General features: G+C 68.5%; 18 protein-coding genes. 10 read left to right on the top strand and 8 right to left on the bottom strand.

All coding sequences use genetic code 11. The annotated features are described in order from the left end of the window. Nucleotides 1–152 precede the first annotated feature (152 nt). The 3 genes from ABFX45_RS42180 to ABFX45_RS42170 are packed head-to-tail and all read right to left on the bottom strand — an operon-like array spanning nt 153 to nt 2,239. Entirely contained in the window at nt 153–482 is a 330-nt protein-coding gene (locus ABFX45_RS42180) for a hypothetical protein (RefSeq protein WP_109633303.1), read from the bottom strand. 60 nt (nt 483–542) lie between these two features. Beyond that, nucleotides 543–1,169 carry a response regulator gene (locus ABFX45_RS42175; RefSeq protein ID WP_112230335.1) on the bottom strand — a complete coding sequence of 209 codons (627 nt, stop codon included), beginning with the start codon at nt 1,167–1,169 and terminating at the stop codon, nt 543–545. Beyond that, on the bottom strand, nt 1,166–2,239 hold the full coding sequence (locus ABFX45_RS42170; RefSeq protein WP_346136613.1) for a sensor histidine kinase: 1,074 nt from the start codon (nt 2,237–2,239) through the stop codon (nt 1,166–1,168). Before ABFX45_RS42170 ends, ABFX45_RS42175 begins: the two co-directional genes overlap by 4 nt. 108 nt (nt 2,240–2,347) lie before the next feature. Between ABFX45_RS42170 and ABFX45_RS42165 the strand changes: the two genes are divergently transcribed. The 5 genes from ABFX45_RS42165 (at nt 2,348) to ABFX45_RS42145 (ending at nt 8,795) form a co-directional block, all read left to right on the top strand. Next, complete coding sequence (locus ABFX45_RS42165; RefSeq protein WP_346136611.1) at nt 2,348–3,031, top strand: ABC transporter ATP-binding protein; 684 nt, start codon at nt 2,348–2,350, stop codon at nt 3,029–3,031. Next, nucleotides 3,028–4,803, top strand: a complete 1,776-nt coding sequence (locus tag ABFX45_RS42160) for an FtsX-like permease family protein (protein WP_346136609.1) — start codon at nt 3,028–3,030, stop codon at nt 4,801–4,803. The genes ABFX45_RS42165 and ABFX45_RS42160 overlap by 4 nt, the downstream gene beginning before the upstream one ends. 54 nt (nt 4,804–4,857) lie before the next feature. Then, nucleotides 4,858–5,049, top strand: coding sequence for an antitoxin (locus tag ABFX45_RS42155; RefSeq protein ID WP_346136607.1), 192 nt, complete (start codon nt 4,858–4,860; stop codon nt 5,047–5,049). Between the two features lie 161 nt (nt 5,050–5,210). Beyond that, a complete protein-coding gene (locus ABFX45_RS42150; RefSeq protein ID WP_346136605.1) occupies nt 5,211–6,704 on the top strand; it encodes a galactose-binding domain-containing protein in 1,494 nt (497 codons plus the stop codon). A gap of 75 nt (nt 6,705–6,779) precedes the next feature. Then, nucleotides 6,780–8,795 carry an NACHT domain-containing protein gene (locus ABFX45_RS42145; protein ID WP_346136603.1) on the top strand — a complete coding sequence of 672 codons (2,016 nt, stop codon included), beginning with the start codon at nt 6,780–6,782 and terminating at the stop codon, nt 8,793–8,795. An 867-nt stretch (nt 8,796–9,662) separates the two neighbouring features. On the opposite strand, the gene recQ is transcribed toward ABFX45_RS42145, so the two are convergent. Both recQ and ABFX45_RS42135 read right to left on the bottom strand, forming a co-directional pair. Then, nucleotides 9,663–11,669, bottom strand: a complete 2,007-nt coding sequence (recQ, locus tag ABFX45_RS42140; protein ID WP_346136601.1) for a DNA helicase RecQ — start codon at nt 11,667–11,669, stop codon at nt 9,663–9,665. Nucleotides 11,670–11,708: 39 nt separating this feature from the next. Further along, nucleotides 11,709–13,559 carry a Xaa-Pro dipeptidyl-peptidase gene (locus ABFX45_RS42135; RefSeq protein ID WP_112230347.1) on the bottom strand — a complete coding sequence of 617 codons (1,851 nt, stop codon included), beginning with the start codon at nt 13,557–13,559 and terminating at the stop codon, nt 11,709–11,711. A 101-nt stretch (nt 13,560–13,660) separates the two neighbouring features. Between ABFX45_RS42135 and ABFX45_RS42130 the strand changes: the two genes are divergently transcribed. From ABFX45_RS42130 to ABFX45_RS42115, 4 genes are all read left to right on the top strand, one after another. Continuing rightward, complete coding sequence (locus ABFX45_RS42130; RefSeq protein ID WP_346136599.1) at nt 13,661–14,599, top strand: maleylacetate reductase; 939 nt, start codon at nt 13,661–13,663, stop codon at nt 14,597–14,599. Nucleotides 14,600–14,689: 90 nt separating this feature from the next. Beyond that, nucleotides 14,690–15,985 (top strand): alpha/beta hydrolase, encoded by a 1,296-nt coding sequence (locus tag ABFX45_RS42125; protein ID WP_346136597.1) that lies wholly within the window; start codon nt 14,690–14,692, stop codon nt 15,983–15,985. Next, nucleotides 15,982–18,435 carry a phosphatidylglycerol lysyltransferase domain-containing protein gene (locus ABFX45_RS42120; protein ID WP_346136595.1) on the top strand — a complete coding sequence of 818 codons (2,454 nt, stop codon included), beginning with the start codon at nt 15,982–15,984 and terminating at the stop codon, nt 18,433–18,435. The genes ABFX45_RS42125 and ABFX45_RS42120 overlap by 4 nt, the downstream gene beginning before the upstream one ends. A 64-nt stretch (nt 18,436–18,499) precedes the next feature. Then, entirely contained in the window at nt 18,500–20,644 is a 2,145-nt protein-coding gene (locus tag ABFX45_RS42115) for an ATP-binding protein (protein WP_346136593.1), read from the top strand. Between the two features lie 138 nt (nt 20,645–20,782). Here ABFX45_RS42115 and ABFX45_RS42110 read toward each other — a convergent pair whose 3' ends face one another. The 3 genes from ABFX45_RS42110 to ABFX45_RS42100 all read right to left on the bottom strand — a co-directional run bounded on the left by ABFX45_RS42110 (nt 20,783) and on the right by ABFX45_RS42100 (nt 22,518). Next, complete coding sequence (locus ABFX45_RS42110) at nt 20,783–21,391, bottom strand: LysE family translocator (protein WP_109633329.1); 609 nt, start codon at nt 21,389–21,391, stop codon at nt 20,783–20,785. A 52-nt stretch (nt 21,392–21,443) separates the two neighbouring features. Continuing rightward, nucleotides 21,444–21,845, bottom strand: a complete 402-nt coding sequence (locus ABFX45_RS42105) for a GNAT family N-acetyltransferase (protein ID WP_346136591.1) — start codon at nt 21,843–21,845, stop codon at nt 21,444–21,446. Nucleotides 21,846–21,933: 88 nt separating this feature from the next. Next, nucleotides 21,934–22,518: a DUF4232 domain-containing protein gene (locus ABFX45_RS42100; RefSeq protein WP_346136589.1), complete on the bottom strand. Its 585-nt coding sequence runs from the start codon at nt 22,516–22,518 to the stop codon at nt 21,934–21,936. A 118-nt stretch (nt 22,519–22,636) separates the two neighbouring features. Between ABFX45_RS42100 and ABFX45_RS42095 the strand changes: the two genes are divergently transcribed. Further along, on the top strand, nt 22,637–23,239 hold the full coding sequence (locus ABFX45_RS42095) for a DUF6506 family protein (RefSeq protein ID WP_112230363.1): 603 nt from the start codon (nt 22,637–22,639) through the stop codon (nt 23,237–23,239). Nucleotides 23,240–23,291: the final 52 nt, after the last annotated feature.

Below are 23,291 nucleotides of genomic sequence, written 5' to 3'. Positions count from 1 at the left end.
AACGCGGCTTCGCCCTGCTGACCGGGCGTTGGCGCGCCCTGCGGCACTTCACCACCAGCCCACGCAAGATCGGCCACATCGTCAAAGCCGCACTCGTACTCACCCATTTCGAACACGGCCGACTCACGTGAAACTCGTTGAGATCACGTCACTCAGTTGTCGGTGTCCTCGGTGATCTCGTACTCGCAGGTCGTCTCCTTGCCGGCGGTTGAAATTTCTTTTTCCTTCTCGACGCGGAGCCTGCAGGTCACCTGGTTGTCCGACGTCACCCTCAGCGTGATCTTGCCGAGTGCGTTGGCCAGCGTCGCGCGGTTCTTCACCGGCAGGTCAACGGTTTCGGTGTAGGAGTGGCCGCCGGGGACACTGAGCGAGATCTCGGCCTTGCCGGTGCCTTCGACGTCGTAGAACGCCTCGTAGGTGTAGCTCTTCTGGCCACACGCCGTGAGCGCCAGCGCGGGAATCAGCAGGAGGAGTTTCTTCATGGCTCGAATTCTGGTGATCGGCTCGCGCTGACACTTCTGTCCGCGGACGGGTTGTGGGTCCTACTTTTGGCCGACCAGGCGGGATTCCCACGCCCAGGCGGCGATCTCGACGCGGTTGCGGGCGTCCAGTTTGGCCTGAACGCTCGCCAGGTGCGTCTTGACCGTGCCTATCGAGATGAACAGCTCCTGGGCGATCTCGGCGTTCGTCCTGCCCACGGCCGCGAGCTTCACGACGTCGAGCTCGCGCGCGGACAGGTTGTGCTGCTGATGGGGTGTCGGCGAGTTCATGTGCTGCAACAGCCGAACGGTGACTGACGGGCTGATGAGCGCATCGCCCGTGACGGCCGCACGAACCGCTTCGATGAGCAGGTTGGGGCCGGCGTCCTTCAGGAGGAACCCGCACGCACCGTTCTTCAGCGCTGTGTGCACGTACTCGTCGTGGTCGAACGTCGTGCACACCACGACGTGGACCTCGTTCGCGATCTGTTTGAGCGCTTCGAGTCCGTCCATGCGGGGCATGCGGATGTCCATCAGCGCGACGTCCGGCTTGGTGCGGCGTGCCTCGGCGACGGCCTCGACGCCGTCCCGTGCCTCCGCGACGACCTCGATGTCGGGCTCGGCTCCGAGAATCATGCCGAACCCGGTGCGCACCATCGCCTGGTCGTCCGCGACGAGAACCCTGATCACGCGGTCGCCTTTCCGGTCGGGAGTGCGGCGTCGACGACCCAGCCGCCGTCGATGCCGGGCCCCGCCTTGATCCTGCCACCGAGCGCCTGGACGCGTTCGGTGAGTCCGATGAGGCCGAAGCCGTTGCCCTGCCTCGCGGGCTTGCCGTCGTCGGCGATCCTGACGGTGACCCAGTCCGGTGTGGCCTGGATCCGGACGTCCACTCTGGTCGCTTCCCGGGCGTGTTTCCTGATGTTGGTCAACGACTCCATGACCACCCGGTGGACGGAGCTGGCGACCTCGATCGGCAAGCCGCCGGTGTCGCCGTGAACTTCGAGGGTTGCTCGCGGTTCGACCTCGACGAGAGGCTCGATGTCGACGATGCCCGCGACCGGCGCCACGGGGACGTCGTCGCGGAGCATGCCGACCATGCCGCGCATGGCTGTCATCGCCTCACCGCCGGCCTCTTCGATGCGTTCGAGTGCCTGTTTCGCCTGCGCCGGGTTGCGTTCGACGATCCGGCTCGCCCCCTGGGCCAGCACGACCATGCCGGTGATGTGGTGCCCCACGAAGTCGTGCAGGTCCCTGGCGAACTCGGTCTTCTGCTCGGCTTTGACGGCCGCGACCTGTTTCTCCCGCACGTTGTCGAGCAGGCGGACGTAGCCGACGACCGCGAGCACGCCGGTGGCGACCACCAGCAGGCCCATCGCCAGGGTCAGCTCGGTGCTGCCGAGCGGGAACCGCAGGGGCTGGGTGACCAGCGCGACGCCGATCAGGCCGACCAGCGGCGCGTCCCACCACGACCTGGCCCGATGGGTGGTGACGGCCAGGACACCGGTCAGCGCCAGACCCTCGGCCAGACCGAACTCCTTTTCGAGCGGGTTGACCACGGTGAACGTGAGGCACGCGGTCGCGGCGAGAGCGGCCAGCGTCCGGTGGGGACGCAGCCAGGCGAGCGAAGCCAGCACGATGCAGCCGAACGCGGCCCAACCGGTCCACGGATAGAGGCCGGGTGCGTTGAACAGGCCGTAGTAGGCGTCCACGAACGCGGTGACGACCAGTGCGGCGATCGCGCCGGACCTCCAGAGCATGGCCATGACCTTAGGCACGGGGGCACGGTCCGCAGATCGGCCGAAAGGCAGAGGCAGACCCCGCTCGGGACGGAGGTTTCCGGCTGCGTGCCGGACTTTGCTGGTCATGTGAACAACTTCGCTTCCGCCGCGGTCGACCTCGTGAAGGTGTACGGCTCCGGCGACACCGCGGTTCGAGCACTCGACGGGGTGACCGCCGGGTTCCCGCCCGCCGCGTTCAGCGCGATCATGGGGCCGTCCGGGTCAGGGAAGTCGACCCTGATGCACTGCCTGGCCGGGCTCGACACGGCCACGTCCGGTGCGGCGTTGCTGGGTGGGAAGGATCTGACACGGCTTTCGGACAACACGCTGACCAGGGTGCGCCGGGACCGGATCGGGTTCGTCTTCCAGGCGTTCAACCTGCTGCCGACGCTGACGGCCGAGGAGAACATCCTGCTGCCGTTGAACCTGGCCGGTCGGCGCGCCGACCGCGCCTGGTTCCGGCAGCTCGTGCAGGCGCTGGGGCTGTCTCCACGGCTCGCGCATCGCCCGCCGGAGATGTCCGGCGGGCAGCAGCAGCGCGTGGCGTTGGCGCGTGCTCTGGTCACGCGGCCTGAGGTGATCTTCGCGGACGAGCCGACCGGGAACCTGGACTCCACGTCGTCCACGGACGTGCTGAACCTGCTGCGGCAGGCGGTCCGGGAGTTCGGGCAGACGATCGTGATGGTGACGCACGACGACCGTGCCGCCTCGTACGCCGACCACGTCGTGCGGATGGCTGACGGACGGGTAGTGCAGGCGGTCGCGGCATGAGGAGGTTCCTGCCGGTCCTGTCGATCACGATCGCGGCGTTCTTCGCTTACTCGACGGTGCTCGCGAAGGAGATCACCGAACGCGCGCTCGCGGTCAAGGCCGCCCAGTTGGTCGAAGTGTTCGCGTTGCTCGGTGCGTTCGTCACGGTCGCGATGATCGTGGCGGCGCTGGTGTCCACTTCGACGTTCCGGATCGTGTTCGCGCAGCGGATGCGTGAACTGGCTTTGTTGCGGGCGATCGGCGCCACTCGGGCCCGGTTGGCGCGCGGGCTGGTCGTCGAGGGAGCTGTGGTCGGGTTGCTCGCGTCGATCGCGGGGGTCGCGCTGGCGGCCGGAGCCGGGCAGCTCGTGCCACTGGCCGGTCTCCCGGCGCCCGGCTTTCCGCTGATGCCGGCACTGATCGTGGTCGCGGGCTCGTTCGTGCTGACGACATTGGCCGTGCTGGCTCCCGCGTGGTCGGCGGCCAAGGTCTCGCCGTTGGAGGCACTGCGCACCTCGGCCGTTCAGGACACGAAGAGCCGGATCGGCGGGCTGCGCTGGGTGCTCGGGATTCTGATGGCCTCGGGTGCGGGCGTGCTGCTGGTCAGCGTCGTGGCGGACGGCCTCGCCACCAAGAAGCGGCCGGCTGGGATGACCGACGAACTGTTGCTGCGCACCACGTTCAGCGGCGCGTTGGCGTTCGGCGCGTTGATCGCGCTCGGGCCGGCGTTGATCGCGCCGGTGCTGCGGATGATCAGCGTTCCGTTGCGGCGCAGCACGATCGTGTCGCTGGCGGTGCACGGGGTGGGCGGTGCGCCACGCCGGGCCGCATCCGTCACCGCGGTGGTGGCGCTGGGGGTCAGCCTGATCATCGCGACGCTGACGGGCGCGAACACGTTGCAAGGCCTCGGGAAGGCCGAGATGGCGAGCGCGTACCCGGCGGAGCTGGAGATCATCGGACCGGTCGACGCGGCGGCGCTGTGGGCGGCCGGGCTCACCGACGTGTTGCCGTACCGGCGCACCGAGATCACGGTGAACGGGCGGCTCACCATGCGCGGCACCGATCTCGACCTGACCAAGCTCCGTGACCTCGAGGACTTCCGCGTCGACACCGGCGCGCTGGCCGACATGGGCCCGCGCAAGATCGTCCTCTCCACCCACACCGCGAGCAGCCTCGGAGTGGCGGCGGGATCGCACGTCGACGTCAACGGCGTGCAGATGACGGTGGCGGCCACCGTGTTCGGCGGTGTTCCGCTCGGCAGCGCGCTGCTCCACGCGTCCGATGTGGACGGTGATCCGGTAGGCGCACTCGCCAACGGCCCGAAGGAACGCGTGCCGGCGGGTTTCGAGGTCGAGGAGCTGAGCGAACGCCGCCTGGTCCAGGAGAACCGGTTCACCACATTGGTGGCAATCGCGGTCGGTTTGCTGTTCCTGACCATGTTGATCGCGGTCGTGGGAGTAGGCTCGACCACGGCGTTGTCGGTGCTCGAACGGACCCGTGAGTCCGGACTGCTGCGCGCGATCGGCTTGACCCGCAAGGAACTCGGCCGTCTGATCACGACCGAGGCCGGGCTGTACGGGATCGTCGGCGCGCTGATCGGACTCGCCCTCGGGATTCCCTACGCGTGGCTCGCGGTCATCTCGCTCGGCGTCGAATGGCCGTTGCAGGTGCCCGTGGTCGCCGTCGGCGTGGTGGTGCTCGTCCTCACCGCACTCACAGCAGGTGCGGGGCTGCTGCCTGCCCGTCGTGCGGCGCGAGTGAGCCCCGTGGCAGCACTTCACTCGATCCAGTGAGGTGTGCCGGGTACCAGACCGGGTATCCACATTGCATCGGGAGGTGATGCAGTCATGGGCTTCGATGAACTGAAGGACAAGGCGAAGGACCTGATCGGCCAGCACGGGGACAAGGTCGACCAGGGTGTCGAGCATGCCGGGCAGTTCGCCGACGAGAAGACCGGCGGCAAGCACGGCGACCACATCGACAAGGGCGAGGACAAGCTCAAGGAAGGTCTCCGGAATTTCGGCGATCGGCAGCAGTGATCGCACGAAACCGGTACCGCGGAAAGTGATGCCTCCTCACCGTTGACAGGCCTGCCACCATCATCCGTGGGAGCGCTCTCACGCGCTCGTTCGGAGGGTTGGCAATGAGGCTCACTCGACAACGAACATCCATCGCTCTGGCAGCGGCCAGCGTGCTCACCGTGAGTGCGCTGGCCGCTGTCGCTCAGCAGACCAGTGCCGCGCTTCCACCTCCCCCTGCCGGGTGGACGCAGGTGTTCGGCGACGACTTCACCGGACCCGCGAACTCGTTGCCCAACACGGGAAACTGGCGGTTCTCCCTCGGCCACGGCTATCCGGGCGGACCACCGAACTGGGGCACCGGCGAGATCGCCGCACACACGAACAACCCCGCCAACGTGTCGCTCGACGGCGGCGGAAACCTGCGCATCACGCCGCGACGTGACGGAGCGGGCAACTGGACGTCCGCACGCATCGAGACCAACGCGCAGAACTTCAAAGCACCCGCCGGTGGTGTGCTGCGGATGGAAGCGCGGATCCAGATGCCGAACGTCTCCGGTGCCGCGGCGCTGGGGTACTGGCCCGCGTTCTGGGCGCTGGGTTCGCCGTATCGCGGGAACTGGTGGAACTGGCCCGGTGTCGGCGAGTTCGACATCATGGAGAACGTCAACGGCGTCAACCGCGTGTGGGGCGTGCTGCACTGCGGTGTCTCGCCCGGCGGGCCGTGCAACGAGAAGAACGGCATCGCGAACAGCCGTCCGTGTCCCGGCGTCTCGTGTCAGGGCGGCTTCCACGCGTACCGGTTCGAGTGGGACGCCTCCACGTCGCCGCAGCAGCTGCGGTGGTACGTGGACGGCGAGTTGTTCCACCAGGTCAACCAGAACCAGCTGCCCGCGGACACGTGGAACGCGATGACCGGGCACGCCGGGTACTTCATCATCCTGAACGTCGCGATCGGCGGCGAGTTCCCCGACAACTACTCCGGCACGCGGACACCGGGTCCGGGCATCGTGCCGGGTATTCCGATGGTCGTGGACTATGTGGGTGTGTGGACACGGGGTTCCGGCGGCGGACCGACCACGACCACAACTCCTCCGCCAACGTGCGGGCCGTTGCTGTCGCGGAACCGGCCGACATCGGCGTCCAGTGTGGAGAGCGGGAACCAGGCGGCGGCGTTCGCGGTCGACGGGTCGGCGTCGACGCGCTGGTCCTCCGCGCACAGCGAACCGCACTGGTGGCAGGTCGACCTCGGGGCCTCGCGCGCACTGTCCCGCGTGCGGATCAACTGGGAGGTCGCGTACGGACGGGCGTACTCGATTCAGCTGTCCGACAACGGCAGTACGTGGCGCGAGGCCCATTCCACGTTCACCGGCTCAGGTGGAATGGAGGACATCGCGATTTCCGGTACCGCGCGCTACGTCAGGTTCAACGGCACTCAGCGGGCGACCGTGTACGGGTTCTCGTTCTGGGAGTTCGAAGTGTTCGGCGCCTGCGGAACCACCACATCGACGGAACCGCCCGGTGGCGGCGCCTACCCAGCGTGGGCATCTGGGACTGCTTATGCGGTTGGTTCGCGTGTGAGTTACGCCGGATTGGACTATCAGTGCCTGCAGGCACACACGTCGATCCCCAGTTGGGAACCACCGAACGCGGCCTCGCTCTGGCAGCGCCTCTGAGTCACTTCCGCGATCCCGGCGACCCGGTTACCGTCGTTCGCCGGGATCGCGGAGGTGAAGGTGGATCCGAGCGGGGTGACAAGAGCTGCACGACTGACCGCGTTGGTGGCGTTGTGCCTGGTCACCGTCGTTTTACTGCTCCCCGCGGCCATCAGCGTGAGCACCGGCGGGGCCGTGCCGGGGTTGCTCGGCGAGTTCGCCCGGTGGCTGTGGCCCGCCGTCGGGGCAATGGTGCTCGTCGCGATCGGTCTCGCGATCTGGGAACGTGTGCGCGGCCACGAGACGAGCAACCGCGCCGCCGCCCTTGGCCGCGTCGAGGCGCACGTGAAGGCGTTGCTGGCATCCTCCCTGGCCGCCCAGACACAGATCAAACTCGGCGTGCTGCGCCAGCCGCGGCTCTCGGTGCGCGTGGACGGCGAGGCAGTCTCCTCTTCGGACTTGGAAGCCGTCTACGACCGTCTCGGCCACACCATGGTCCTCGTCGGACCGGTCGGCAGCGGGCGGTCGACGTTGTTGCGCGAACTCTGCCTGGTGCTGGTCGAACGAGCGCGCAACGACCCGGAAGCGCCCATTCCAGTTGTCGTGGACTTGGCGACGTGGCGCGCGTACGGCACCCGCAAGCCGACCGAGTTCACCGCGTGGCTGCTGCGCGAGATGAACCGCCGCTACGGCATCAGCCGCTCAGCGGGCACGATCTGGCTGCGCCGCGAGCGGGTGGCCGTGCTCATCGACGGTCTGGACGAGGTGCCGCGCATCGACCGCGCGCATTGCGAGTCCGAGCTCGCGCCGTTCGCCTCGGTGGTGTGCTCGACCGAGCCGATCGAGAACCTGCCGTCGGTCTACGTGGAACCGCTGTCACGCGGGCAGGTGCTGGAGTACATCGCTTCCGTCAGCCCCCGCCTCGACGGCTTGGAATCAGCCCTGACGCCGGCGATCTGGGAGCGGCTGGACTCGCCGCTGGCGCTGAACCTGCTGGCGCTGACCCACCTCGATCGTCAGGTCGACACGATCGGCACCGACTTCGTCGGTTCCTTCGTGGTGGAACGGCTTTCCGCCCAGCGCGCCGCGGGCCCGACCATCCGCGCGCTGAAGTTCCTGGCGCGGTTGGGCAGGCCAGACCTCGGCGCGCCCGTACACATGCCTCACCGCCGTTGGTGGCTTCCACTGCTGCCGACGCGTCCGCTCTGGTTGCTGTTCGTGCGCGCGGTGCCTGCCGCATATGCCGGTGGCGTGTGTGCCGTGGCGTTTCTGACGGGCCTGCAGCTCGGCTTGTGGCCCGCGTTGGTGTTCGTGGTCGCGGCCTCTTCGTTGCTCGTGTTGGTGAACAGGGTTCCGCGCGTCTTCCATCCGCCCGGACGCGCGCACGGCCTCCTGACTGCCGTACTGGGGTTCTTGGCGGGAGTGTTCGCCGGATTGCTGGTCGGGCTTGCCGGTTTGTGGTTGGGCGGCATAGGAACGCCGTGGCCGTACGCAGTGGCGTACGTGTTCGTCGTGGTGGCTGCTTTCTTCCTGGCGCTGGGCTTCGTACCGGGTGACGCGCCCATACCGTGGGCCGTGCTGATCGCTGCCGCGCCGGGTGTGTCGATGATCTGGACCGGCCCGTACGCGGTGCTGGCGGGCATGGGGATGGGCTTCTCGGCAGGTGTGGCGGGCGGTGTCTTCGCGGCCGCGGTGGGACGCGTGTGGCGCACGGTGCGTCCGGGACAACAGCAACGAATGCGGCTGGGGAGGCCGTGGTGGATCCAGCCGGCGGTCCCGATGCTGGGCTTGGTCGGTGCGCTGGGCGGGCTCGGTGCTGTCGGATCCTGGGGCACCGCGCTGGGCGTGGCACTGGGACTTCTGGTGACGCCGACCGCCGCCCGTGACTACGTCTGGCCGTTCGACGCACTCGCCGAGGTCGCCGCCGAGGGCCTCACCCGTCCCCTGTCGCTGGGCGAGTTGTCGTTCCGGCGCAAGGCTTTGCTGCACCTCGCCCAGGACCGGCTGCTGCTCACCCGCGTCGACGGCGAGTACCGGTTCGCGCACGTGGCGCTGCGCGATCATTTGGCATCTTGTGACCCAACCGCGCTGGTTCGCGCCACGCGCCGTTGAACCTTCCCCGTCTGCGGGCCGTACGGCCTGACAGAAGGGTCGGGTGTTGCGCATGCGCTGGTCGAAGGGCTGGATTGCGGCTGCCGGGGTGGTCTCGGTCGTCGCGGCCGTCGGGGGCACGGCCTTCGCCCTTGCTGGATCTGGAACTCCTGCTTCGCAGACCGGGGTCGCGGGGAAGGAGGTGTGCGCCGGGCAGCCCGTCGGGGTTGTCGAGTCCGGTGGACCGGCTGGGGTGTTGTCGGATCAGTTCCCGGTGGGGACTTCTTTGCGGATCACCAACTTGGCCAACGGGCGGGCTGCGACCGTTGCTGTTGCCGAAGGGTCTGTCCGGGCGGTTGCCGGGGTTCCTTCCGGTGTGGCTCCTCGGGTTTCGAACAGTGCGGCCCCTCGGGTTTCGAACGGTGCCGCTGCCGGGGCTTCTGCCGGTTGTGTTGTGGTGAACCGGGCCGCGTTCGAATTGTTGCGGTCGTCGGATTCTGGGCAGGGTGAGAAGGAAAGCGTTCTCCGGCGAGTTCGGGTGGAGATCGTGGGAAATGCTCCTGCGCCGGTTCAGTCTTCTACGCGGTCTTCTGCTGCCAGGGTTCGAGCCTCCGGGGTGGTTGGCTCGGTTGTTTGTGATGGGGCGACTGTCGGGTTGTCGACTGTTGGCGGAGCGCCTGGGGCGTTCTCGTCCTCGTTGCCGGTGGGGACTTCGATTCGGGTCACCAACTTGGACAACGGGCGGCAGGCGACTGTCCGGATTGTTGGGGTTGGCTCTGGGTGTGTGGTGTTGAACAGTGCGGCTTTTGAGTTGGTTGGGGAGGCTGGGAAGAGTTCGATCAAGCGGGCGCAGATCGAGAAGGTGACCTGACGGTTGGGCTGAGTGGCTCACCAGTCCATTGGCTCGTCCGGTTCTTCTGGTTCTGGCCACTCCTCTTCGCCCGTGCCGGAGCCCCAGGCCGCGCCGCCCTTGCTCGTGGTCTTGGGCGTCGGGCGTTTGGCTGAGGGCGGAGTGGTGGAAGCGGGTGCTGTGCCGGTGGGGGCGGCGGCTGGCGCGGCGGCCACCACTTCCAGGATCTGGTCGCCGTACTTGGTCAGTTTGGCCTGGCCCACGCCGCTCACGCCGCCCAGCTCGGTCAGGGAGGCGGGGCGGGAAGCGGCGATGGCTTTCAGCGTGGCGTCGTGGAAGATGACGTAGGCCGGGACGCCCTGTTCGCGGGCCTGTTGGGCGCGCCACTCGCGCAGGGTTTCGAAGAGCGGGGTGGCTTCTGGGCTGAGGTCGACCTTGGGCTTGGCCGAGGCGGCGGCCGAGGTGGCGGTTCTTGTGCTCGAGCGGGCCGGGGTCGGGTCCTTGCGCATCAGGACCTGGCGTTTGCCGCCCAGGACTTCGGCGCTGGTCTGCGTCAGGACCAGGGTCGAGTACTCGCCTTCCACGGCCAGGAGGCCTTGGGCCAGCAGCTGGCGGACCACGCCTCGCCATTCGCTTTCGTTGAGGTCCTCGCCGATGCCGAAGGTGCTCAGCTGGTCGTGGTCGAACTGGATGACCTTGGCGGTTTTGCGGCCCAGGAGGATGTCGATGGCTTGGCCCGCGCCGAACTTCTGGCCCCGCTCGTTGCGCAGGCGCCAGACGGTGGAGAGGACTTTCTGCGCTGCGACCGTGCCGTCCCAGGATTCCGGTGGGGTCAGGCAGGTGTCGCAGTTGTTGCAGGGGATGCCGGACTGACCGAAGTAGTCGAGCAGCATGGTGCGGCGGCACGTGATGGTTTCGCAGAGGGCGAGCATCGCGTCGAGGTGGGCCTCCGAGCGGCGGCGGAAGGCCAGGTCGCCTTCTGAGGACTCGATCATCTTGCGCTGCTGCACCACGTCGTTGAGGCCGTAGGCGAGCCAGGCGGTGGAGGGGAGGCCGTCGCGGCCCGCTCGGCCCGTTTCCTGGTAGTAGCCCTCCACGGACTTCGGGAGGTCGAGGTGGGCCACGAAGCGAACGTCCGGCTTGTCGATGCCCATGCCGAACGCGATGGTGGCGACCATGACCATGCCGTCCTCGCGGAGGAAGCGGGCCTGGTTGCGCTGGCGGGTCTGGGCGTCGAGGCCCGCGTGGTACGGGAGGGCCTGGATGCCGTTGGCCACCAGGAACTCGGCGATCTTCTCGACCGAGGCGCGGGAGAGGCAGTAGACGATGCCGGCGTCGCCCTGGTGCTCACCGCGCAGGAGGTCGAGGAGCTGCTTCTTCGGCTCCTTCTTCCCGACGATGCGGTACTGGATGTTGGGGCGGTCGAAGCTGGAGACGAACTGGCGGCCCTCGCCCAGGTCGAGGCGCGTGAGGATCTCCTTGCGCGTGGCCTCGGTCGCGGTGGCCGTGAGGGCGATGCGCGGCACCTTGGGCCAGCGTTCGTGCAGATGGGCCAGCGAGAGGTAGTCGGGGCGGAAGTCGTGGCCCCACTGGGAGACGCAGTGCGCCTCGTCGATCGCGAACAGGGCTATCTCGCCCTGGTCGAGCAGGCGCAGGGTGGCCTCGGACGTGAGGCGTTCCGGCGCCAGGTAGAGCAGGTCCAGCTCGCCCCGGACGAACTCGGCCTCGACCATGCGGCGCTCGTCGAAGGACAGCGACGAGTTCAGGAAGCCCGCGCGCACGCCGAGGGCGCGCAGAGCGTCGACCTGGTCCTGCATCAGGGCGATGAGAGGGGAGAGCACCACGCCCGTGCCCGGCCGGACCAGGGCTGGGACCTGGTAGCACAACGACTTGCCACCGCCGGTCGGCATGAGCACGAGCGCGTCGCCGCCCGCGATCACGTGCTCGACGATGGCGGCCTGGTCGCCGCGGAACTCGGGGTACCCGAAGACGCGCTGCAGGACCTGCAGCGCGTCTCCGAGAACGACTCCGTCGGTTGAACCCATGCCGCCGATGCTAGCGAGCAGCACCGACAGTCCCGGCCGCTAGCCCAGCGCGCTCGTCGTACCAGCGGAAACGCTGGTTGCGGTCATCGGATCAGCGGATGCCGCCGGCACCGAGCCGCGCATCGGGACGCGCACCGACGTGCCCGCCAGGTCGACGGTCAGCCTCGGCAGCTGGCTCGGGCGCACGATCGCGCTCGAGTCGGTTCCGCCGATCAGCAGGCCCAGCCGGTGGCCCGCCGGGATGACGTGGTCCGTTGTGGACAGTCGGAACGTCATGCTGTACTTCGTTCCCGGCGTGATCGTGCGCGGAGTGGAGAGCGACGCGTAGTTCGCGAGATCCGCCCACCCGCGCGCGATGATCTGCGCGTCGACGTTGCCCGTCGTTGCCTCCGTGTTGCGGTAACAGGCGTCATCGCCCGCACGGCTCTCACCCCAGCACGACTCCGTGGTCAGGGTCCGGATGCCCTCACCGGTCCGCACCCGAGCCGGGCCGTAGTCGACGAGGTACGCCGTCAGGTGCGCGGTCGGCGTCGACGACGACACGGTCACCGTGATCGACGACGTACCCGCGACGCGCAGGTCCGACGTCAGCGGTGCGGTCGAGTAGATCACCCGGCCGGTGTTCGAGCCGGAGAGCCAGCTCGACGGCGTCGCGCTGCCGTTGTCGGTGAACGCGGCCGTACCGGTGCCAGGCGACGTGCCGAGGCCCGAAGAAGAAGGACGCAGCACGGTGCCAACGGTGCCCGCGGGCGGCCACGTCTGGTCGTCCGCCCACTGGTTGGGCGCGCGCTCTGCGGAGACCTGCGGTTCGTTCTCGATGCCGTTCGGCACGTTCAGCAGCCAGCGGTCGAACCACCGGTGCAGCGTCGCAACCCACTCACCGCGCCGGAAGTCGAACGGGTCGACGTGCGCGGTCTGCGAGAACCAGAGCTTCTTCGGCACCGTCGCGGGCACCGCGTCCCAGAACTGGCCGTACTGCAGCGTCTTCACGTTCAGGTCGTTCAGCCCGTGGATCGCGAAGATCGACGCCTTCACACGTGAGGCGTTGCGCACGAAGTCACGTGCCTGCCACATCGCCGTGTAGTCGCCGTTGGCTGGAGAACCGTTCGTCATCTGCGTGCGCACCGCACCACATCGTGAGCTCGCGTTGGCGTTCTCGAACCGCGAACCCAGCCCGGTCGGCGAGCTGTAACCGGGATACGCGACGCCGTCCGAGCGGAACCAGTCGTACCAGGAGCTGATGGCCGCGATCGGCACGATGGTCTTCAGCCCGTCGATGCCGGTCGCCGCCACGCCGTTCGCGATCGAGCCGTCCCACGACTTGCCGATCATGCCGACGGCGCCGGTCGACCAGGAGGCGGTCTTCGTCGCGGTGCCGGTCAGCGTGGTGTAGCCGGTGCGACGGCCGTTCAGCCAGTCGATCACGGCGGTGCCGGACGCGATCTCCGACTGGCCGCCGACGTCGACGCAGCCGCGCGACCGGTTCGTGCCGAGGAAGTCGACCAGCACGACGGCGTAGCCGCGCGGCACGAAGTAGTTGTCGTAGAAGAGCGGGAACTTCACCGGCACGCCGGCGGAGTCGTAGGTCTTGACCTCGCTCTCGTTCCCGCGGCCCGCACTCTGGTAGTACGGGCTGGCGTCCATGATCACGGGGACGCGCCCGGTCGTGGACGGCCTGATGATGTCCGCGGTCACCCGGTCACGGGTGCCGTCGCCGTCCAGGTCGAGGCCTGAGTCGACGTAGACGGTCTCGCGGACCGCGTCGGCCATCGAGTGGATCGGTGCGGACACGCCGCCGGACAGGGTGAACGCCGGTGTCGCCGCTGTGGCAGGGATTGGCGTCAGGGTCAGGGCCCCTGCTAACGCCACTACAACACGAACACGCTTCATGAAGATTCACGCTATGGAGTGACACTGTCACCCGTCAGAGCCGAAAGGATTGATCCTCAGCGGTTGCGGCAACTACTCCCGGTGGCGAATATTCGACCCCTGTGAGCTTCACCTTCGAACCGGCGCGCACCCGCGTCGTCTTCGGCCGCGGCACCGCTGCCTCCGTGCGAGCCGAGGCCGAACGGCTCGGCGCGACGAAGGCCCTGCTGATCGCACGGCACGGCGGCGACAGGGTGGCGGCCGAGCTCGGCCCGCTGCTCGCGGCCCGGTTCACCGGCGCGACGATGCACACGCCGGTCGAAGTCACGGAGCGCGCGCTCACGTTGTTGCGTGAGCACGGCGCGGACTGTGTGGTGTCGGTCGGCGGCGGGTCGAGCACGGGGCTGTCGAAGGCGCTCTCAGTGCGCGCGAACGTGCCGCAGATCATCCTGCCGACGACCTACGCGGGTTCCGAGGTCACGCCGGTGCTCGGGGAGACGGCGTCCGGGCTGAAGAAGACACGGCGCGACGCGGCGGTCCAGCCCGACACGGTGATCTACGACGTCGACCTGACGCTCGACCTGCCGTTGGACATCACGGTGACAAGCGCGCTCAACGCTCTCGCGCACGCCGTCACCGCGCGAGGCAACGAGAACCCGTTGATCGACGCCATCGCCACGAAGGCGATCAAGGGCGTTCTGCACGCTTTGGCCGGAAACCCCTCCACTGTGGATGCCCGGACGGAGCTGCTGCGGTCGGCCTGGCTCGCGGGAACGTGCCTCGCCAGCGTCCCCATGGGACTGCACCACAAGCTCGCGCACGTTTTGGGTGGTTCGTTCGGTTTGCCGCATGCAGCTACACACACGGCGCTGCTCTCTCACACAGCGCCGGCCGACCTGGCCGAAAGGGTGCACAACGCGGCCACTCGGTTCGGTGCGGCGACCTCACTGCGGGAACTGGGGATGGCGGAGTCCGATTTGTCCCGTGCTGCGGAGATCGCCGAGCACCCCGACGCGCTGCGGGTGCTGACGAACGCGTGGCACGACGCACCAGCCGGTTGATGGGTTGTCATTCTTAAGGCTGATGTTCACACCCTTGGAACAAGACCAATCTCCGATGTGAACCTGAAGATCTGCTGATGAACTGAGATCATGCTCAGCCCTCTGGATCTGTCCCTGGTAAATGGGCCGATCCCCATCGCCGCGACCGTCGCCGCCGCTGTTGCGCTGACGTGTCTCGCAATCAGGAAGAACCGGACCTGGTGGACCAGGGTCCTCCCGATCGTGGTGCTGACGTGCGCGGTGGTCGTGACCGGGCTGACGTACGTCGTCGACCACGTGTGGAAACCCTGGCCGGAGCCGCTGCCGGTGATCCTGACGGTCTGGGCCGGCGCCGCATTGGTCGCGCTGGCGCTGGCGGTCGCACGGCTGCGCGCAGGCCGGTGGTACGTCCGGGTGCTGGGCATGGTGCTGGCGCTGGGCGTCACCGCGAGCGCGATGGTCGCCACGAACGCGCACTTCAGTCAGTACCCCACCATGCGTGCGGTGCTGGACGTCTTCAGCAACAAACAAGTTGATCTGAACCAGGCCGCTCCTCCTCCGTCCAGCGTGGTCGAGGAGCCCGCGGGCAAGAAGCTGGCCGACGTCTGGAAGAAGCCGAAAGACCTGCCGGACAAGGGCACGGTCTCGGAGACGGTGATCCCCGGCGGGTTTCCGGCGCGTCCCGCGTGGATCTACCTGCCGCCCGCGTACGCCGCGACGCCTCGTCCGAAGCTGCCGGTCATCGTGCTCATGGCGGGTCAGCCCGGCAACCCTCGCGACTGGTTCGACGGCGGCCGGATCCACGACAACCTGGACACGTTCGCGCGTGAGCACGACGGACTCGCGCCGATCGTCGTGGCGGTCGACCAGCTGGGCACGCCGATGGCGAACCCGCTGTGTTTCGACTCGGTGCTGGGACAGTCCGAGTCGTACCTGGCTCGCGACGTGCCCGCGTGGATCAAGCAACGGCTGACCGTCGACGAGCGCCGCGAGGCGTGGACCATCGCAGGCTTCTCTCAAGGCGGCACGTGCGCGATACAACTCGCCGTGCGCGCGCCGGACGTGTACGGAAACTTCGCCGCCTTCGCTCCTCAGAACGAGCCCTCACTCGGCACGCGACAGGAAACGGTGAAAGCGGCGTTCGGCGGCGACGAGGCGGCGTTCGTCCGGGTGAACCCGATGGACATCCTTGCGCGTCAACGTTTCCCGCAAAGCGCGGGCATCATCTTCGAAGGCCGGGACGACTCGTACCGCAATGCGGTGCACGAGGTGTTCGAGGCTTGCCGCAAGGCCGGAATGGACGTGCTGTGGAAAGAACTTCCCTACGGTCACGACTGGAAGGTCGCGCGGGAGGGCTTCTCCGGGCTGGTGCCGTGGTTCGCGCGGCGGGCGGGACTGGTCAGATGATCGGCAGACTGTTCCGCACCGCACCTCTGACGTGCTCATTTCTGATCGTTTTCTGGTCTGTCGGTGCGTTGACCGGAGGGGTCGCCGGGTCTGAGCACGAGCTGCTCGCGTGGATCGGGTTCGGCACGGACAGTCCGCTGTGGACGGTGTTCAGCTCGGCTCTGTGGTCGATGGACCTGCTGGGTTACATGGCGACCACGGTCCTGTTGCTGGTCTTCGGACCGCTGGCGGAGCGTTCGCTCGGTGGACTGCGCACGGCCGCGATCTTCCTCTCGTCGCACGTGATCGGCTCGCTCCTGGGTGTCGGGGTGGTGCTGATCGGCCGGGACGTGCACTGGTCGTGGCTCGAGTCGCTGGCGGGCGAGGTCGCGGCCGGCCCATCGATCGGCGGGGTGGGGCTGGCGCTCGCACTGACGTTCCGGATGCCGCCGCTGTGGAGGCGCCGCATCCGGCTGTTGATGATCTTGTCGGTGCTGGTGCTTACTCTGTACTCAGGTTGGCTCGAAGATCTGCTCAGGCTGTCCGGTGGCGTGTCCGGGCTCCTGATCGGAGCGTTGTTCCTGAAGAGCGGGGCCGTGCACCGGCCGCGTGCGTTCCAGGAGACGCGGGTGCTGGTGGCGCTGCTGGTCGCGGCGTCGGCACTCGGACCGGTGGTGGCGATGATGTCGCCGTCCCCCAACGGTCCGCTGTCGTGGTTCGCGGACGTCGTGGCGGTCGTGCAGCCGTCGCAGGAGGATGTCGACGCGTGGTGCGGCTCGGACGCGGTCGAGGTCTGCCGGACGATGCTGGTTCAGTTGTCGTACGACAGGTTCCCCGCGCTCGTGATGTCGCTGCTGCCGGCGTTGCTGCTGCTCGTGCTGGCGGAAGGGCTGCGGCGCGGCCGGCGGTTCGCGTGGTGGTCGGCGCTCGTGTTCAACGTGGCGTTCTCCGCGTTCATCGGGTGGTACGTGGTCGATGCCGCGCAGGTACCGGACAGCGGTGCGCTGGAGATCGTGTTCTCCTTCAGCGTCCCGATGCTGGCACCGCTCGCGATCACGGCCGTGTTGTTGTTGACGCGCAAGCACTTCGCTGTGCGTCTGCCTCGGCACGCAGTCAGGAAGTTCTGGCGGTTCACGGCGGGCAGTGTCGCGTTGCTCTCGGCGTTGTACGTCTTCGGCGGGTATCTGGTCCGCGACCAGTTCTCACCGGAGCCGGGTTTCGCCGCGCTGCTCGCGGACCTGCCGGCGCGGTTCCTGCCGCCGGGCTACCTGCTCGGCCTCGTGCCGCTGCAGTTCAAGGCGGACGGGTTCGCCGGCACGCTGCTGTTCGAGTACACGGGCGTGGTGTTCTGGCTGATCGTGCTGGCCGGTCTGCTGATGGCGTCGTGGCGGGCGTGGCCGTCGTCGTGCGAGAAGCAGGCGGCGCACGCCCGTGAGCTGATGCGGCGCTACGGCGGTTCGTCGTTGTCGTACATGACGACGTGGCGCGGCAACCAGTACTGGTTCACGCCCGACGGCGAGACGGCCATCGCGTACCGGGTGGTCGCGACGATCGCGCTGACGGTCGGCGACCCGATCGGTCCGGCACGGCTCGACGCCGTGCGCGGGTTCGCGGAGTTCTGCGCCCGCAACGGCTGGACACCGTGTCTGTACAGCGTGGGAACGGAGACGAGGGAGGCGGTCGAGGAGCTCGGGTGGTCGGCGGTGCAGGTCGCCGAGGACACCGTCATCGAACTGGACGAGCTGAGCTTCACGGGCAAGAAGTGGCAGGACGTCCGCACGGCGTTCAACAAGGCCGCGAAGGCGGGCATCACGGCCGAGTGGTGCACGTACGCCGACGCGCCGTACGCGATCACCGACCAGATCCGGTCGATCTCGGCGGAGTGGGTGGCGGACAAGGGCCTGCCCGAGATGGGCTTCACGCTGGGCGGACTGGAGGAGCTGACCGGCGACGGTGTCCGCTGCCTGCTCGCGGTCGACGGCGACCGCACGGTGCACGGCATCACGAGCTGGCTGCCGGTGTACCAGGACGGCGAGATCGTCGGGTGGACGCTCGACTTCATGCGCCGCCGCACGCACGGCTTCCGCGGCTCCATGGAGTTCCTGATCGCCTCTGCCGCACAACAACTCAAGACCGAGGGCGCCCGGTTCCTGAGCCTGTCCGGCGCGCCACTGGCCCGCCTGGATCGCGGTGAACGACCCAGGGCGCTGCAGCGCGTCCTGGACTTCACCGGGCAGGTGCTGGAGCCGGTGTACGGGTTCCGCTCGCTGTTCGCGTTCAAGGCGAAGTTCCAGCCGTCCTACCGTCCGATGTTCATGGTCTATCCGGACTCGGTGGCGCTGCCTCGCATCGCGAACGCGGTGAGCCGCGCCTACCTCCCGCATCTCAACGCACGCCAGGGACTTCGTCTCGCAACCAAGATGATCATCCGTCCCCGTGCGCGCGTGACCACGCATGGTCGAACCAACTAGTCCGAAAGGGTGGTGAGCCGATCCTCATCATCACGGCAGGGCGCCACTGAGCGAAGATGCGCCGATGACCGTGCGGGGCACCATGCCTGCCCAGACCACGACGTTCATCGGCCGGCGGGCGGTGCTCGCCGAAACCGAGGCACTCCTCGGCAAAGCCCGGCTGGTCACGCTGGTGGGCCCCGGAGGGGTCGGCAAGACGCGCATCGCCGTGGAGACCGGGCGTGCCGCGGCGCGGGCAGCGGTGTTCCAGCACGGTGTCCGGGTGGTACCGCTCGCGGGTCTCAGGGATCCGGCGTTGCTGGCACGCGCGGTGGCGGCCCAGCTGGGGATCGTCGACAACTCGCCGGTCGCGGGGCTCGGGCGGCTCGTGGAGTCGTTGTACGACAAGCACTTGTTGCTCGTCCTCGACAACTGCGAGCACCTGCTGGAGGCCGTGCGGCATCTCGTGCACCATCTGTTGCGGGACTGCGAGGGGCTGACGATCCTCGCGACCTCGCGGGACCAGCTCGGCGTCTATGGCGAGCATCTGGTGCGAGTGCCGCCGATGAGCGCGGACGACGACGCCGCACTGCTGTTGCTGGAGCGAGCAGAGGCTGTGCACGACCTGCCGGACGTCGCGGCACTGGACGGGCTGCCGCTCACGATCGAGCTGGCGGCCGGGCTGTCGCCGGTGGACCAACTCGAGCAGCACGTCACGCTGGAGCAGGTGCTCGAGCGGTCGGCGAGTCGATGCACGGACCAGGAACGGCGGCTGTGGGCGGCGTTGTCGGTGTTCCCGGCGGACTTCGACATGGCCGCGGCCGAGGCCGTGGCGGGCGAGCTGGAGCCGTTACCGGCGTTGGTTCGCAAGTCGATCGTGGTGGCGACCATCAGCCAGGTCACCGGGTTGACCCGCTATCGGTTGCACAGCACCGTGTCGCAGTTCGGCGCGCGTCTGCTCATGGACGCGGACGAGCCGTTGCGGCGGTATGTGCTGCACTACAGCTCGTTCGTGGACGAGGCGACGCGCTCGTGGTTCTCACCGGACGATGCACTGTGGACCGCCAGGCTGCGGGAGGAGTGGCCGAACGTCCGCGCCGCGATCGGGCAGGCGCTGGCGACTCCCGGGTTGGCCGAGGTCGGCACGGTCATGGCGATGAACGTGCAGCGCACCCGTTTCACGTTGTTCGCGGGCATGCTCGGCGAGGCACGTGACCTGCTCGCGGCGGCGCGCGAGGTGATCACCGAGCCGCGGTTGCGCACCTCGCTGCTGGCGCACTGCGCGTACCTCGCGCAGGCACAGGGCGACATGTCTGCGGCGATTCCGTTGATGCACGAGGCTCGTACGTTGCCCCGGCGGCCGGTGACCGACGTGCAGCTGCTGCTCGTCGAGGCGACGCATCTCTTCTTCGTGGAGGGCTCACCGGACTGTGTGCCGTTGTACGCGCACGTCGTCGAGCTGTGCAGGCGATACGCGTCGCCGGGTGACACGTACATCACCGAGCTGATGCACGCGATGGCGACGTGTTTCCTGCTGGACGCCGAGGCGGCGAACAAGGTGACGACCAGCCTCTCCAGGCTGGCGGAGAGCAACGGCGTGGAGTGGTCGCACGCCTGGGGTTTGTGGCATCAGGCCCTGTACGAGCTGTTGCACGGCGACCCGGCGCAGGTGCATCCGCTGGCGGTGGAGTCGTTGCGGATCCAGCTGACGCTCGGCGACACGTGGAGTCCCGCGTACGGCCTGTGGCTGCTCGCCTGCACGTGTGCCGAGCTCGGGGCGTACGACCGTGCGGCGCGGTTGCTCGGTGCGTTGCGTTCGCAGGAGCGGGTCTCGCGGATCTCGTTCGCGAGCATGAGCCCGTTCCACAAACTGCTGGAACGCGCGGACCGGACGGTCCGCCGCGCACTCGGCGACGACTACCCGGTGATCACGACGCTGGGCGCGGACCTGCGGTACGAACAGGTGATGGAGTTCGCGCTCGAACCGGTGCCGGACTCCGAACGCCGGCCGGCCAAGCCCGCGCTGCCGGGCGGGCTGACCAGGCAGGAGTTCACGATCGCCGGCCTGGTCGCGGAAGGACTGACGTCGAGGCAGATCGGGGCGCGCCTGTTCATCTCGCCGCGGACGGCGGACCGGCAGGTGGTCAACATCCGCGCGAAGCTGGGGCTGCCGAACCGGGTGTCGCTCGCGGCCTGGCACCGGTCGGCGACCGACACCGGCGGGCGGTGAGCGGGCCGCCGGTGTGAGTCCGAGCGCGACGAACGGCCTTGGCACTCACACGGCACCTATGGCGCCCCACCACACACACGGCGCCTGCCGGGTTCCCCCAATATCAATATTAGTGGTGGGGTCTGACGGTTTTCGGGGTCAGCGCGCGTCCGCGGCCGTCTTCACGCCGAACGCGATGAGGGCGGTGGCGGAGAGACGGTCGAGCAGGTTTCGCTGGCGCAGCATGAAGGCGCGCGCTCGGCCGGCCGCGGTGATGAGGATCGGGAACCACAGCAGGCCGATACCCAGGTGGATCGCCACGAGGACGGCGCCCCACGCCGGCTGGCCCACCGGGAGGAACTGCGGGAGCAGTGAGATGTAGAAGACGCCTGGCTTGGGGTTGAGCAGGTTGGTGAGGAGTCCTACCCGGACGGCCGCGCGGGTGGACGGGACCGGGGCGGGTTCGTCGAGCTCTGCTGGGCGGCGGGAGTTCCACAACGCCTTGGCACCCAGGTAGATCAGGTAGGCGGCGCCGAGCCAGCGGACGATGTTGTAGGCCAGTTCGGACGCCTGCAGGAGTGCGGTCAGACCGACCAGGCCCGCGGTCGCCCACACCAGGCAGCCCAGGGTGCTGCCGACCACGACGCCCATGGCGGCGCGGCGGCCCACCAGCAGGGCCGTTCGCAGCACCAGCAGGGTTTCCAGGCCCGGCGTGATGACGGTGAGCAGCGCGACGAGCGTGAAGCTCAGGAGTGCGGTCGTCGACATGCGGTCATGAGAACACGGGAAGGCCGCGCCGCAGGAGGAGTTGATCTGGGCGTCACCGGGCGGTGGCGCGGCTCACAGGCTTGGTGTAGCGGTGGGCGGGCACAGGGATCGGGCCGTCCGGGTGGGGTGCCCGGTGGTCGAACAGGCCCTCGTCGGTCCGACCCTGGCGCTCGTAGAACCGCCGCGCCCGCGCGTTGCCCGACACGACCGCCAGCCACGCGACGGGGTGCCCGGCGGCGGCCACGGACTGTTCGGCGGCGGCCAGGAGAGCGGACGCGACGCCGGAGACGCGGTGGGCCGCGGAGACGTAGACCTGCTCGACCTCGGCCCCGATGACCATCACGAATCCGGCGACCTCGCCGTTCACGGTCGCGACGGTGGTGTGCGGGACGTGGTCCAGCGCGCGTGGTTCGAAGGACTCCTCCGGGCGCGCGTCGACGAGCTGCTGCGGCACGTTGCCGAGGTGTGCGTCGCACCAGCCGGGGTACCAGATCCTGGCGACCGCCGGAGCGTCCGCCGGGTTGCGCGCCGCAGCTCCATCATCAGCGGTGCCAGGCCCTGACGCCCAGGCGGCCGGTGCTGCCGAGGTCGATGTGGAGGTTCCTGCCGGGCGTGGCCGGCAGCAGCGACTGGAACGTGGCGCCCGGCGAGGCCGCGATGTCGACGTGGGTGCTCACCTGCCGCGGGTCGACCGTCGTGTGCCTGTTCTTCCACATGAACGCGGTCTTCGCGCGCTCGCCCGGCTGCACCACGATCGGCTGCGGCGGGTTGTCGAAGCCCTCGGCGGCGGAGGAGATGCCGCCGGAGCCGTTGACGATCTCGACGTCCAGCGGCTGCCAGTGCTCGTCGAGCAGTTTCACCTGCGGATATCCGTTGAGCTCCACCGGCTGTGTGCCGCAGTTGACCAACTCGATGGACATCACGCGCAGGCCCATCGCCGCGTCGCCGGCGCCCTCGACGAACTGCAACCCGGTCGCACACGACGGTTCCGCCGACGTCGGTGTGGCCAGGGGAACCGCCTGCGCGCCCGCTGGTGCCGGCAACGGCAGCGCGTCCGGGCGCGATCCGCACCCGGCCAGGCCGGCGAGCGCAGCAAGCACCGCGAGAATCCTGCCCCCAGTTCTCATGCGACCGATCATGCCACAGGCGCGGAAACGCCCTCCGGGAATGAACCGGATCCCCTGTTCCGTTGGACCCGGCAGTAGGACCAAAACCTCGACCATACTTGAGACTGGGGAGCCAATCATGAGCGAGGAAGCCAACTACGACGGAGTGTTCGTGTTCCTGGAGCCGGGTTCGGACCCTGCCGTCGACCGTCAGGTGATCGAGCACAGCGCGGACAGCCGCACGTTGCTGGTGTGGGTGCCGGACGCGGAGAAGGCGGCCGAGGTCGCGGCGAGCGCGGTGGACGACCACGGCGCGCGGCTTGTGGAGCTGTATCGCGGTTTTGACTTGCGCGGAGCGGCACGGGTGATCGAACGCGTGGTGCCACGGGCGCCGGTCGCGGCCGCGGGTTACGAACGCGGCACGGCGAAGACGGAGATTCGGCGCAGCGCATCCATTTACGAGGCTGCAAACGCCGATCCGTCGAAGCGTGTGCTGCAGAAGCACGGTGACGGGTGGACCGTTGTTGTTGGTGCGTCGCTTGAACAGATGCCCGACGTGGCGGAACAGTTGGTCGACGAGGGGGCGGACCTCATCGAGATCTGCGGCGGCACCAACCTGACCGCGGCTGCTGCCGTCAGGGAACGGCTGGGCGACCGCGCTCAGGTGAGCCTGGTCAGCTGGCCCTTCGAGTCGGTTCCGGGCGCGGCGGCGTACCGGGCTGCGTACGAGGCGTCGAACTAGCGGGCTGATGTTGGGTCCACACCCGCAAGGCGCGGGGCGCCGTCGGCGCGCT

Origin of the sequence: Lentzea roselyniae (assembly GCF_039537795.1) — a bacterium.
GTDB lineage: Bacteria > Actinomycetota > Actinomycetes > Mycobacteriales > Pseudonocardiaceae > Lentzea > Lentzea atacamensis.
The sequence above is the reverse complement of the archived record's forward strand: the minus strand, read 5'-3'. Positions and strand labels throughout refer to the sequence as shown.